Source organism: Rhodovarius lipocyclicus (assembly GCF_009900765.1).
Lineage (GTDB): Bacteria > Pseudomonadota > Alphaproteobacteria > Acetobacterales > Acetobacteraceae > Rhodovarius > Rhodovarius lipocyclicus.
Window position 1 is genome coordinate 1 of the sequence record NZ_JAAABL010000070.1, and the last position, 12,417, is coordinate 12,417.

At 70.9% G+C, this 12,417-nt stretch carries 10 protein-coding genes and 1 pseudogene; 4 read left to right on the top strand and 7 right to left on the bottom strand.

The genetic code is table 11. From position 1 onward, the window contains the following. Positions 1–309 precede the first annotated feature (309 nt). The 4 genes from GT007_RS21350 to GT007_RS21365 form a co-directional block, all read right to left on the bottom strand. Entirely contained in the window at positions 310–1,707 is a 1,398-nt protein-coding gene (locus tag GT007_RS21350; protein ID WP_160123695.1) for a M20 family metallopeptidase, read from the bottom strand. A gap of 94 nt (positions 1,708–1,801) precedes the next feature. Then, positions 1,802–3,430: a gamma-glutamyltransferase gene (ggt, locus tag GT007_RS21355; protein ID WP_160123696.1), complete on the bottom strand. Its 1,629-nt coding sequence runs from the start codon at positions 3,428–3,430 to the stop codon at positions 1,802–1,804. A gap of 1 nt (position 3,431) precedes the next feature. Further along, positions 3,432–4,034, bottom strand: a complete 603-nt coding sequence (locus tag GT007_RS21360; RefSeq protein ID WP_160123697.1) for a VOC family protein — start codon at positions 4,032–4,034, stop codon at positions 3,432–3,434. A 52-nt stretch (positions 4,035–4,086) separates the two neighbouring features. Beyond that, positions 4,087–5,685, bottom strand: a complete 1,599-nt coding sequence (locus tag GT007_RS21365; RefSeq protein WP_160123698.1) for an ABC transporter substrate-binding protein — start codon at positions 5,683–5,685, stop codon at positions 4,087–4,089. A 168-nt stretch (positions 5,686–5,853) separates the two neighbouring features. Here GT007_RS21365 and GT007_RS21370 point away from each other — a divergent pair, with 168 nt between their 5' ends. Further along, positions 5,854–7,035 (top strand): M20 family metallopeptidase, encoded by a 1,182-nt coding sequence (locus GT007_RS21370; RefSeq protein WP_160123699.1) that lies wholly within the window; start codon positions 5,854–5,856, stop codon positions 7,033–7,035. A 256-nt stretch (positions 7,036–7,291) separates the two neighbouring features. Here the strand turns inward: GT007_RS21370 and GT007_RS21375 are convergent, their stop codons facing one another. Beyond that, the gene (locus tag GT007_RS21375) at positions 7,292–8,014 is read right to left on the bottom strand and encodes an NUDIX hydrolase (RefSeq protein WP_201452003.1); all 723 of its coding nucleotides are present in this window, start codon (positions 8,012–8,014) and stop codon (positions 7,292–7,294) included. Continuing rightward, positions 8,004–8,978: a Bug family tripartite tricarboxylate transporter substrate binding protein gene (locus tag GT007_RS21380; RefSeq protein WP_160123701.1), complete on the bottom strand. Its 975-nt coding sequence runs from the start codon at positions 8,976–8,978 to the stop codon at positions 8,004–8,006. Before GT007_RS21380 ends, GT007_RS21375 begins: the two co-directional genes overlap by 11 nt. Before the next feature lie 77 nt (positions 8,979–9,055). On the opposite strand from GT007_RS21380, the gene GT007_RS21385 reads away from it, so the two are divergent. Genes GT007_RS21385 through GT007_RS21395 form a run of 3 tightly spaced genes read left to right on the top strand, consistent with a single transcriptional unit; the run spans position 9,056 to position 11,957 of the window. Then, on the top strand, positions 9,056–9,772 hold the full coding sequence (locus GT007_RS21385) for a DUF1028 domain-containing protein (RefSeq protein WP_160123702.1): 717 nt from the start codon (positions 9,056–9,058) through the stop codon (positions 9,770–9,772). Continuing rightward, positions 9,772–11,289, top strand: a complete 1,518-nt coding sequence (locus GT007_RS21390; protein WP_160123703.1) for an amidohydrolase family protein — start codon at positions 9,772–9,774, stop codon at positions 11,287–11,289. Before GT007_RS21385 ends, GT007_RS21390 begins: the two co-directional genes overlap by 1 nt. An 11-nt stretch (positions 11,290–11,300) precedes the next feature. After that, positions 11,301–11,957, top strand: coding sequence for a DsbA family oxidoreductase (locus GT007_RS21395; RefSeq protein ID WP_201452004.1), 657 nt, complete (start codon positions 11,301–11,303; stop codon positions 11,955–11,957). A 10-nt stretch (positions 11,958–11,967) separates the two neighbouring features. On the opposite strand, the pseudogene GT007_RS21400 reads toward GT007_RS21395, so the two are convergent. Then, positions 11,968–12,417 (bottom strand): annotated as a pseudogene (locus GT007_RS21400) (hypothetical protein); the annotation flags it as partial.

A 12,417-nucleotide genomic window follows, 5' to 3' on the forward strand; every position in this document is an offset into this window, starting at 1 on the left:
CAGCCGCGCATCCATCGTGGATATCTCCGTCCAGGGCATCGACCGGTCCTCCCAGTCGATAACAAAGACTGTCACCCAGGTCGCCGGTCCAAACTGTCACCAACCTAGCCGGTTTGTACCCCCCCGGCACCCCCGCCAAAGGCCGGGAGGCCTTTGGAAACCGGGTGTTATTGAAAAGGCCGGGAGGGGACGATGTCCCCTCCCGGCCTTTTCAACTTCTGGGGTCCAGGGGCCTTTCGGCTCCTGGCGGGGTTCCAAGGGGCAGCGCCCCTTGGTCGGGGTTCGGGGGCGAAGCCCCCGTGGCGCGCCCTATCCCCGCCCTGGCGTTCCGGGCGCGCCCAGGTCCCAGAACAGGCCGGCCATCAGGGTCAGGGCTTCGCGGGCCACGGGGGCCAGCAGGTGTTCGTCGGGGGCGTGCTGGCCGCAGGCGGCGTAGCTGTGCGGCACCCAGATGGTGGGCAGGCCCAGGATGTTGGCGAAGACATGGTTGGGCAGGGTGCCGCCGATATTGGGCAGCACGGCGGGCGGGCGGCCGAGGCTTTCGGTGACCGAGGCCACCGCCCAGCGCACCCAAGGGGAGGCCGGGTCGAGCCGCGTGGCGGGTGCGGGCTCGGCGCGCATGGAGATCACCTCGACATCCTTCAGACCCATCTCATCCAGCCGCGCGCGGATGGCGGGGATGATGCCGGCCGTGTCGGTGCCCGCCACGAAGCGCAGTTGCACCACGGCGGTGGCGGTGGGCGGCACGGCATTGACCGGAGAGACGGGATCGCCCGCCCCCATCGCCAGCACCTCCAGCGTGTTCCAGCCGAACAGGCGCTCGGCGGGGGTCAGGCCGTCGGCGCCCCAGTCCGGGTCGATCTCGGGGTCGGTCTCGCCGCCGCCCACGGGCAGGCCGGCGAGGGCCGCGCGCACCGAATTGGGCATCGGCGGAGGTTCGAGCCCCGCCACCAGCAGCCGCCCGCGCCCGTCTACCAGGCTGGCGATGGCGTTGGCCACCATGGTCGCCGGGTTGCGGATCACCCCGCCCCAATTGCCGGAGTGATAGGCTTTCTCCCGCGCCTTGTATTCGAGGCGCACGTTCATCGCCTGGCGGGAGCCGAGGAACAGCGTGGGCAGCCCGGCCGCCAGACGCGGTCCGTCGGAGGCGATCAGCACATCGGATTTCAGGGCCTCGCGCTCGGCCTCGCAGATGGCGGCGAGGCCGGGGGAGCCGATCTCCTCGCCCATCTCGCACAGGAACTTCACGTTGAAGCCGAGCTTGCCCTCGCGCGCCTGGATCACGGCCTCCAGCGCCGCGAGGTTGATGGTGAACTGGCCCTTGTTGTCGGCGGTGCCGCGCCCGTACCAGCGCTCGCCCTCGACGACGATCTCCCAGGGTTCCAGCCCTTCGCGCCAGCGGCCTTCCATGCCGCGCACCACGTCGCCATGGCCATAGACCAGCACGGTGGGCAGGGCCGGGTCCTCGATGCGCTGGGCGATCAGGAAGGGGCCGGCATCGGGCTTGGTGTTGGCCACGATCCGGCTGGTGAAGCCGAGGGCGGCGAGGGAGGGCATCATCTCATCGGCCAGGAAGGCGTAGAGGGCGGGCGCCTGCTCGGGCACCTGGCTTTCGGTGTGCCAGGCGACGCGGCGGGCCAGCACGTCCAGCAGGCGGCCGTCGTCGATGATGGAGGTGGCGAGGGAGAGGGCGGTGTCGCGGTTCATGAACATCCTGTCTCTTCAATCGGCCGAACGGCCGCCGCCGGCGGTCCGGCGAAGCCAGGCGCGCGGATGCGCGCGCCCGGCGTTTGAGGGCACTTCAATAGGCGCCCGCCCAGCCGTCGCGGCGGGGGTCGCTGCCGGCCATGCGCATGCCGTTCTCCAGCACGCGGATGCATTCCAGGCTGCAGGTGCCATGGATCGGGCGTTGGGTAATCAGGGTATGGCCCCGGGCGCGCAGCCCTTCCAGCACCTCGGGCCCGACATCCTCCTCGATGGTCAGGTCCTCCTTGCCGTTATGGGGCCAGGTGGCGTTCTGGCCGGGCTGGTCGCTGAACCAGCGGGGGGCTTCCACCGCCTGCTGCGGGTCCAGCCCGAAATCCACCAGCGCGGAGACGGCCTGGAAATTCACCTGTACCTGGTTGTCGGCGCCGGGCGTGCCCAGGATGCCCCACAGCTGGCCGTCCTTCAGGATCAGCGGCGCGTTCATGGTGTGGCGCACGCGCTTGCCGGGGGCCAGCATGTTGGGGTGGCGCGGGTCCAGGTGCCAGGTCGCCATGCGGTTGTTCAGCAGGAAGCCCGCCTCGCCCGCCGTGACGCCGCCGCCGAAGGGCGAGTTCAGCGACTGGATGGCCGAGACCGCATTGCCCCAGGCATCGACGATGCAGAAATAGGTCGTCTCGCCCGCATTCGGCGCGGGCAGCTTCAGCGGGATGCTGGCGGCGCGGCGGGGGTCGATCTTCGCGGCCAGTTTCCTGGCGTTGGCCGGGTCCAGGATCTCCGTCAGGTCCACGGGGCCGAAGCGCGGGTCGCCCGCCAGCCGCTCGCGGTCCAGGAAGGCGAGCTTCTTGGCCTCCACCAGCGTGTGGATGTGCTCGGCCGAGAGATAGCCCATCGCCGCCACGTCGAAGTTCCCGGCGATCAGCAATTCCTGCAGCAGCACGAAGCCGGTGGAGTTGGGCGGCGTCTGCCGGATCTCATAGCCGCGGTAATGCGCGGTGACGGCGGGCTGGGCCTCGGGCGCGAAGGCGCGGATGTCGGCCTCGCGGATCAGGCCGCCCCCGGCGGCGCTGGCGCGCGCCAGCATCGCGGCGATGGGGCCGCGATAGAAGGCCTCGGCGCCGCCCTCGGCGATCAGTTCCAGGGTCTTCGCCAGGGCGGGCTGGGCCAGGATGGCGCCCAGCGTTGGCACTTCGCCATCGGCCAGATAGATCCCGGCGGCGGCGGCGTCCCGCAGCAGCAGGGCCTTCCGCATCGCGGCCATGCGCCGATAGGTGTGGGTCACGCCCACCCCCTCGGCCGCCAGCGCCACGGCGGGGCGCACCAGGTCGGCCCAGGCCAGCCTGCCATGCCGGGCATGCAGCATCGCCACCCCGGCCAGCGCGCCCGGCACCCCGGCGGAGCGGTGGCTGTCGATCGCCATGCCATCGCGGAATTCCTCGGGCGTGGCCAGGGCGGGCGCGGTGCCGCTGCCGTTGAACACGGTGGAGGTGCCGGTCGCGGCCTCATACACATGGTAGAAGCCATCGCCGCCGAGGCCCGACATGTGCGGCTCCGCGACGCCCAGCGCCAGGGAGACGGCGACCGCCGCATCCGCCGCCGTGCCGCCCGCGCGCAGGGCATCGAGCCCCGCCTGGGTGGCGGCCGGGTGGTTGCTGGCGACCGCGCCCTTGCGGCCCATGATCAGCGGGCGCCAGGGGCGGCGGGTCAGGACATCATGATGCGTCATCTCAGATCTCCACGGTGCCGCGCGGGGTGGCGAAACGCGCGTTCAGCGCGGCGGGGCCCTGGCGGAATTCCAGCAGCGCCATGTCCTGGAATTCCATCACCGCCAGCGCCGCCTTGGCGCGCGCCGTCTCGGGCGTGGTGATGATCAGCTTTTCCAGCACCACGCCGCTGTCGACCATGGTCTGGGTCGGGTGCACGCCCTCGGGCCAGTCGATCAGGCAGGGCAGGGCGCCGCCCAGCGGCAGGGAGCCATCACGGGGGAAGGTGATGGTCCAGCTCAGCGAGCCCCGCGACATCGGGGCGGGTTCGCCCAGCGGCTCGGGGATGATCGCGGGCCTGCCGCGCGCGACCCAGGAGACGATGCGCGGCGGGCTGGGCGGCGTGTCCAGCCCGAACCAGCGCGGCACGCCCGGGGGCTCGCCCGCCGGGTCGGGGGCGATCACCTCGATGTAGCGTCCAGCCCCGGCCAGCAGCAGCCGGTTGTGGGTGGCCATGCGCGGATGCGCGCCGCCGGGGCCCATGGGCACGCCCAGCGCCGCCTCCGCGAAGGCGACACCTTCCTCCAATGTGCTGGCGCCGATCGCCAGATGGTCGAACAGAAGCATGCGGGCGAGCCTAGAGCGCCCGCGCGGGGAAGGGCAGGCCCCCGGGGGCGGTTTACCCCCAGTTCCGCCCCGAGAAATCCATCACGAAGGATGTGCCGGCCCGCCAGGGCAGGTCCTTGCGCTTGCCGGTGAAATTCGCGTTCTGATGCAGCACGGTATAGGCAGGGTCCTCGCGCTCGGTCAGCGTCAGCAGGCGGCGGAAGCTGGCGCGGCGGCGCTCCAGGTCAGGGTCCACCTGCAGCGCGTCCAGCAGGCGGGGGGCTTCCTCGTTCTGCCACTGCCCGGCCGACCAGGTCTGCCCGCCCGGGCCATAGACGGACATGGCGGCGACCGGGTCGTTGAAGGTGGCGGTGTTGGAATTGTCGCACAGCCCGCGCCCGGGGAAGCGGCCCAGGATCTGGCCCCAATTCTCCTTCATCTCGATCTGCACGTTCAGCCCGACCGCGCGCCAGCCCTCCACCGTGATCTGGGAGGTGGGCACCTGGGCCGTGTAGTAGTTGTTCAGCAGCTGGTACGGGATGGGCTCGCCGCGATAGCCGGCCTCACGCAGCAGGCGGCGGGCCTCGGCGGGGTCGAAGCGCGGTGCCTCCCAGTCCCGCAGATACATGTCGCCATAGACCTCCCACTGCATGCCGCGCGGCACGGCGGTGCGCCCGGCCCACAGGCTGTCCACGATCGCCTGGCGGTCGATGCTGTGGCTCATGGCGCGGCGGACCAGCGGGTTGGCCAGCACCGGGTGGGTCTTGTCCCAGACCAGGATGCGGATGTTGTTGATCGGCCCGCCCACCACCTCATGGCGCGGGCTGCGCTCGATGCCGCCGATCTGGTCGGGCGGGATGTCGCAGACGAAATCCCAATCCCCCGCCAGCAGCCCCGCGATGCGGGAGGCGACGTCGGGCACCTCCACGAAGCGGATGCGCTTCAGCGGCGGGCGGCCGGCCCAGTGGCGGTCATGCGCCTCCAGGATCAGATCCTGGCCGGCGCGGTGGCTGGCGATGAAGTAGGGGCCCGTGCCGACCGGCCGGCGCGCCCATTCCAGCCAGGAGGGTGCCGCGTCGAACGCCGCGCGGGAGAAGATGGCGCCCGAGGTGCGGGTCAGCCGGCCCTCCAGCGTCACATCGGGCACGGCGTTCACGAAGCGCACCGTCTTCGCGTCCACCACTTCCATCTTCTCGAAGCCCGGGAAATGCGCGCGGGAGATGGCCACGGCCTCCGCCGGCGGGGCCTTGCCGGTGGCGCCCGCGGTGGTGGAGACGAACAGCCCCCGGTCGTCGGCGGCCAGGCCCGTCCACATGCGCTCACGGCTGAAGGTGAAGGCGACATCCTCGGCCGTCATGGTGCGGCCATCGTGCATCACCACATTCTCACGCAGGGTCAGTTCCAGCGTGCGCGCGTCGATCCGCCGCCAGGCGGTGGCCAGCACCGGCTCCGCCCGCTGGGTGCGCTGCCAGTCGATGCCGATCAGCGGCTCGGAGAAGCTGGGCATCACCCGGAAGCCCACATTGGACTGTTCGCGCATCGGCTCCAGCGTGCCGGAGGTGCTGATGGTCTGCACCGCCACCGTGATGCTGGGGCGCTGGTCGGCCTGGGCGATGGCGAAACGCGGCAAGCCGGCGCCCGCCGCGCCGAGAAGAAGGGAACGGCGCTGCATGGCGGCCTCCTGAATGATAAGGCGCGCAAGCTAGGCACGGGGCGTGATCCACCGATGACGCGGCCATGATGCTTTGATGGCGCCCGGCTTTGAGCCGGCCCTTGGGGGGAGTTGGCGGCGCCGCCCGGCTGATGGAACATGCGCGCCTCTCAGTTCCAGGAGTGCCGCATGGCCCAGTCCCCGCTCGATCAGATCAACGCCTGGCTCGCCGAGCAGAAGCCCGCCATGCTGGCCGCGCTGGAGCGCATGGTGAACACCGATGGCGGCAGCTACGACAAGGCGGGCGTGGATGCGACCGGCGAGCAGGTGAAGGAATTCCTCGCGAGCCACGGCATCCCGACCGAGGTGGTGAAGGGCGAGAAGCACGGCGATTGCATCCGCGCCTTCGTGAACACCGATGTGGCGCCCGCCGGTAACGCGCCGCGCAACATCGTGCTGATGGGCCACCGCGACACCGTCTTCCCCAAGGGCGAGCCCGAGCGCCGGCCCTTCCGCATCGAGAACGGCCGCGCCTATGGCCCCGGCGTGTGCGACATGAAGGCCGGCATCGTGATGAACATGTTCATGCTGGCCGCCTTCCAGAAATTCGGCGGCGCGCCGGGCCCCATGGTCGGCCTGTTCACCGGCGACGAGGAGATCGGCAGCCCCGAGGGCCGCGCCGTGATCGAGGCCGAGGCCCGCGGCGCCCGCGTGGTGTTCAACAGCGAACCCGGCCGCCTGACCGGCAATGTCGTCACCGGCCGCAAGGGCGGCGTGTTCAGCGTGTTCGAGATCACCGGCAAGGCCGCGCATTCGGGCGGCAATTTCGAGGCCGGCATCAGCGCCATCGGCGAGCTGGCGGCCAAGATCACCGCCATCCATGCCCTGACGGACCTGAAGCGCGGCATCACGCTGAATGTGGGCCTCGTCTCCGGCGGGCAGAGCGTGAACACCGTGGCCCCCTGGGCGAAGGGCGAGATCGACCTGCGCTATGTCCACCCCGAGGACCGCGACGAGATCATGGGCAAGATCCATGAGATCGTGGCGAAAAGCTTCGTGCCTGGCACCAAGGCCACGCTTGCCATCAAGGGCGAGTTCCTGCCGCTGACGCAGAGCCCGGCGGCGGCCAAGCTGTTCACCCTGTACCAGGGGGCCGCCGCCGAATCCGGGCTGACGGTGAAGGGCGAATTCTCCGGCGGCTGCGCCGACAGCGGCTTCACGGCGGCGCAGGGGGCACCGACCATCTGCTCCGTGGGGCCGGTGGGCGGGCTGGCGCACAGCCCGGAGGAATATCTGGAAGTGGAAAGCTTCGTGCCCCGGGCGCAGGCGATGGCACGGGCGATCGTGGGGCTGGAAAGCGCGGGGCTGTAAGGACGATGGGGGGGGCGCAGTCAGGGGCTCCGCCCCCGACACCCCCGCCAGGACCGTGCTCGGTCCTGGACCTAGATCAGTTGGCGCTACATCCTGGAAGCGTGTTTCTTGTTGATTTTTATAATGTAATTGGCGTCCACCTACCAAGGTAAGGCGCCAATCTAATGGGTTCCAAGGGCCTTTCGGCCTTTGGCGGGGATGCAAGGGGCAGGGCCCCTTGCTGGGGGTCCGGGGGCAACGCCCCCTGCGCCCGCCCTCACCCCCGCTTCGCCACCATCGCGCGGTTCACCGCCTTGAACACGCTGCCGCCATAGCCCGCTTCCTCCGGGATGCGCAGCCACTTGCCGTGCTCGTCCTCGAAGGGTTCCGGCATCACGGTCACGACCGGGGCGTTGTCTTCCATCGCCTCGGCCACGCTGCGGTAGCGGGCGAGTTTCCCCAGGTTCAGCCGGGTGGGGAACACCACGCTGCGCAGTCCCTTGCCGGCTTCCTCCAGCACCTGTTCCGGTGTGATCCAGACGCTGTCCACCGCTTCTCCGCCATCATGCAGGCCGATCTGTTCGGGCGGCGCCTCGGCCAGGAAGAAGTGGGTGTCGAAGCGCTTGGGCACGTCGGCGGGCGTGATCCAATGGGCGAAGTGGCGCAGCCGGTCGGTGGCGGGTTCCAGCCCGTGCTCGGCGACCAGCGCGTTGAAGGATGCCTCGCGCGGCAGGTCGTGGGCGCCCAGCATGCGGCCCTCGCGCCGGGCCAGCAGCAGGCCGGTTTCCTCGAAGGCCTCGCGGATGGCGGCGATGCGGAAGGGCTCGCCCAGCGCCGCGTCCGCGTCGTCCACCCGGCCGCCGGGGAAGACCAGCGCGCCGCCCGCGAAGTCGATCTGGCGGTTGCGCACCACCATGAACAGCTCCGGCCCCGCCGGGCCGTCGCGCAGCAGGATGATGGTGCTGGCGGGGCGGGGGGCGGCGATGCTGTCACTCGGCACGGATGTTTCCTTCGGTGATGATGGGGGCCCAGGTCTCATAGTCGCGGCGGATATGGGCCGCGAAATCGGCGGGGGTGCCGCCCACCACACGGCCCGCCTGGCCTTCATAGATGCGTTGCTGCACGTCGGGCATGGCGATGATGCTGTTGAACACCTGGTTGATGCGCAGCGCCAGGGCCGGGTCCAGCCCCGCCGGGGCCAGGATGCCGTGCCAGACGGCGCAGTTGAAGCCGGGCAGCACCGTATCCACCGCCGGCACGCCGGGCAGGATGGGCGTGCCGCCCGGGCTGCTGATGCCCACCGCGCGGGCCTTGCCGTCCCGGATCATGGACAGCGCGGAGGAGACGGTGGGGAAGCCGAACTGCGCATCCCCGCGCACCAGCGCCGTCACCATCTCCGCCCCCGAGCGATAGGGCACATGCACCATGCGGATGCCCGCGCGCTTCAGGAACAGCTCCATGAACAAATGGCTGCCATTGCCGTTCCCGGCGGAGGAGAAGACGAAGCCATCCGGCCGCTCGCGCGCGGCCGCGATGATCTCCTGCATCGTGCGTTCGCGCACATCGGGGTGCGCGATCAGCGCGCCGGGCAGGTTCACCAGATGCACGATGGGGGTGAAGGCCTGCACCGGCTCATAGGTCAGGTTGGGATAGAGCAGCTTGCCGATGGAATTGGCCCCCACATCGGCCATCATCAGCGTCAGCCCGTCCGGCCGCTGGGCGGCGGCATAGGCGCCGGCGATGGTGCCGCCGGCGCCGGGGCGGTTTTCCACCACCAGAGTCTGGCCGCCCGTCACCTCGGGGAATTTGGCGGCCACGGTGCGGGAGAGCGTGTCGATCGCGCCCCCCGCGCCGAAGGGCACGATCAGCCGGATGGGACGGTCAGGCCATTGTGATTGCGCGAGAAGCGGGGTTGGCGCGGCCAGAAGCCACGGCGCGGCCAGAGCTGCACGGCGGTTGAGCATGGGACGTCTCCTTTTGCGTCCGTCATGCCGTTTTGCGCGGTTGCATGCAACGACGGAAGCATGTCCACTCCGCGCCCATGACCTGGTCCATCCTTGCCCATGATCCCGCGACCGGCGCCTTCGCCGTCGCCGTCACCACTTGCAACCTGGCCGTGGGGGCGGCGGTGCCGCATCTGCGCGCGGGGGTGGGCGCGGTCGCCACCCAATCCATGACCAACCGCTATCTGGGCCCCGCCATCCTGGACGCCATGCAGCGCGGCGTGGCCCCGGCCCTGGCCATCCAAGGCGCGTTGGCGATGGATGAGGGGCGGGAGATCCGCCAGGTCCATGCCATCGACATCCATGGCCGCACCGCGGCCTGGACGGGCGGGCGCTGCGTGGAATATTGCGGCCACCGCACCGGGCAGGGCTGGTCGGTGGCGGGCAACATGCTGGCCAATGAGGCAGTGGTGGCCGACACGGTGGCGGCCCTGATCGCCCGCCCCGAACTGCCGCTGCCCGAGCGCATGCTGGCGGCGCTGGATGCCGGGGAGGCCGCGGGCGGCGACCGCCGCGGGCGCCAATCCGCGGCCCTGCAACTGATCACCACCGAGGATTTCAACGACATCGACCTGCGCGTGGATGACCACCAGGAGCCCCTGGCGGAACTGCGCCGCCTGCTGGGCCTGTGGCGCGCCATGCGTGAGGCCCGGCTGAAGGAACAGCCCCGCCGCGCCAGCCCCGCCGGGCTGATCGACCTGGATGTGATCGAGGAACGCTTCCGTGCCATGGGCCTGCCGGTGAAGCCGCGCTGATGGCCGCGCCGCATCAGGGCACGCTGCTGATCCGGGGCGGGCTGCTGGCCGATGCCGGCATCCGCCGCGCCGCCCCCGCCGATATCCTGGTGCGCGACGGCGTGGTGCGCCAGATCGGCCAGGGGCTGGCGGCGCCGGAGGATGCGGAGGTGATCGATGCCTCCGGCCTCGTGCTGCATCCCGGGCTGATCAACGCCCACACCCATGGCCATGGTGGCCTCGCGCGCGGGCAGGGCGACAAATGGACGCTGGAACTGCTGCTGGCCGCCGCCCCCTGGATCAGCGGCAACCGCTCGCTGGAGGACAAGAAGCTCTCGACGCTGCTCTGCGCGGCGGAGATGGTGGCGAAGGGCTGCACCGCCGCCTACGACCTGTATTTCGAGTTCCCCCTGCCCACGCGCGACGGGCTGGATGCCGTGGCCGAGGCCTATGACGAGGTGGGCATGCGCGCCGTCATCGCCCCCATGGTGGCCGACCGCACCATGTATGAGGCGATCCCGGGCCTGGTCGACGCGATGCCCGATGCGCTGCGCGCCACCGTCACCGCCATGCGCGCGAGGCCGCCGGAGGAGACGCTCTCGGCCATGGGGCAGGTGCTGCGGCACTGGCGCTGGGCGGGGCGCGACATCCGGGCGGCCGTGGCGCCCACCATCCCGCATCACTGCTCCACGGCCTTTCTGTGCGGCTGCCGGGACCTGGCGCGCGAACACGGCGTGGCCATGCACAGCCATGTGGGCGAGAGCAAGCTGCAGGCCCTGACCGGCATCCGCACCTATGGCCGCACCCTGCTGGCCGAGATGGACGCCTATGGCCTGGTGGACGAGAACTTCACCGCCGCCCACGCCGTGTGGCTGGATGATGAGGACCTGAAGCGGCTGGCCGAGCGCGGGGCCTCCGTCGCGCACAATCCGGGTTCCAACATGAAGCTGGGCAATGGGATGTTCCGGCTGCGCCGCGCGCTGGATCTGGGCGTGAATGTCGGCATCGGCACCGATGGGGTGAACAGCTCCGACAACGGCAACATGTATGAGGCGATGCGGCTGGCCAGCTTCACCAGCAAGGTGCAGGTGCCCGACCCCGCCCGCTGGGCCAGCGTGGAGGAGGTGTATCACGCCGCCACCCTGGGTTCCGCACGCGCCATGGGGTTCAAGGATATCGGCGCCATCGCCCCGGGGATGAAGGCCGATATCGTGTTCCTCGACCTGCACGCCCTGCACTGGATGCCGCATCACTGGACGGTGAACCAGATCGTGCATGCGGAGGACGCGACGGCGGTGCGCCACACCATGATCGGCGGGCGCTTCGTCTACCGCGACCGCCGCCACACCACGCTGGACGTGGCGAAGCTGGCCCCGCTGGCCGAGGCCGCGCGCGAGCGGCTGGAGGCGCTGAACGCCACGGCCCACGGGCTGTTCGAGGCGCTGGAGCCGGTGGTGGCAAGTTTCTGCCCCGCCATGGCGGCGCGGCCCTATCACCTGAACCGCTATCTGTGCGAGGCTCCGGCCGCGCAGATCTGAGTCCCCCCGCTATGAACATGATGGCCAGCCCGCCGGCTCCCGTGCAGATCGAGGTCGTGTTCGATCTCGTCTGCCCCTGGTGCTATCTGGGCGTTTCCCGCCTGATGCGCATGCTGGAGGCGCGGCGCGAGGTGGCGGTCGAGCTGCAATGGCGCCCCTTCCTGCTGAACCCGGACATCGCGCCGGGCGGCATTCCCCGCCAGGATTACCTGGTGCGCAAGTTCGGCGGCGAGGAGCGCGCCCGCCGCCTGCACGGCACCATCGCGGAGATGGGGCGCCTTGAAGGCATCGACTTCCATTTCGAGCTGATCCGCCGCGTGCCGCAGACGCTGGACGCCCACCGCCTGCTGCGCTGGGCCGGCCGCCACGGCAATGCCGACGCGCTGGTGATGGCCCTGTTCGCCGCCCATTTCCGTGAGGGCAGGGACATCGCCCATTACGAGACCCTGGCCGCGCTGGCCGCCGCCCATGGGCTGGATGGCGACGCGGCGCGGCTGTTCCTGGCCTCGGGGCTGGATACGGAGGCGGTGCACGCGGAAAACCTGCGCGCGCACCGGCTGGGGATCAACGGCGTGCCGTGCTTCGTGCTGGGGGGCGGCAACGCCATCGCCGGCGCGCAGGAGCCGGAGGTGCTGGAACGCCTGCTGGACGTGGCGCTGGCGGATTAGGCGGACCGCTTCAGCGCGGCGCCGGCACCCCGGGCGGATACAGGTCCACCGCATCCAGCGCCGGCTCACGCAAACCGAGCGGGCGCACGTCGATGCGCGTGGCGGCCAGCCCGCCTTCCACCATGATGGCCTTGGCCGACAGCCCGCGGGCCAGCGCCAGGCGCCGCAGGAAGGATGCCTCCTGCCCGGTATCCGTCACCTGGGCCAGCAGGGTGATGCGGCCCTGGGTGGTGTCGGACAGGCGCCGCGCCAGGGCGGCGAGCGCCGAGCGGTAGGTTTGGGGAATGCTGTCCGTCTGCGGAGGCAGCTGCATGCGCCAGCCACCGCCGGGCAGGGCCGAGAAGCCCGCGGGCAGCGGAATGGGCGGCAGAACCGGGCGGGGTGGGGGCGCGGGCGGCGCGGCGGGCGCGGGTGGCGGGACCGCCGGCAGGGCCGCGGGGGCGGGTGCAGCCGCCGGGGT

Coding starts and splice junctions, on each gene's coding strand:
- GT007_RS21390 (WP_160123703.1), top strand. CDS start 9,772: ATGGCCGCGCCGCATCAGGGCACGCTGCTGATCCGGGGCGGGCTGCTG.
- GT007_RS21360 (WP_160123697.1), bottom strand. CDS start 4,034: ATGCTTCTGTTCGACCATCTGGCGATCGGCGCCAGCACATTGGAGGAA.
- GT007_RS21350 (WP_160123695.1), bottom strand. CDS start 1,707: ATGAACCGCGACACCGCCCTCTCCCTCGCCACCTCCATCATCGACGAC.
- GT007_RS21380 (WP_160123701.1), bottom strand. CDS start 8,978: ATGCTCAACCGCCGTGCAGCTCTGGCCGCGCCGTGGCTTCTGGCCGCG.
- GT007_RS21365 (WP_160123698.1), bottom strand. CDS start 5,685: ATGCAGCGCCGTTCCCTTCTTCTCGGCGCGGCGGGCGCCGGCTTGCCG.
- ggt (WP_160123696.1), bottom strand. CDS start 3,430: ATGACGCATCATGATGTCCTGACCCGCCGCCCCTGGCGCCCGCTGATC.
- GT007_RS21385 (WP_160123702.1), top strand. CDS start 9,056: ATGACCTGGTCCATCCTTGCCCATGATCCCGCGACCGGCGCCTTCGCC.
- GT007_RS21370 (WP_160123699.1), top strand. CDS start 5,854: ATGGCCCAGTCCCCGCTCGATCAGATCAACGCCTGGCTCGCCGAGCAG.
- GT007_RS21395 (WP_201452004.1), top strand. CDS start 11,301: ATGAACATGATGGCCAGCCCGCCGGCTCCCGTGCAGATCGAGGTCGTG.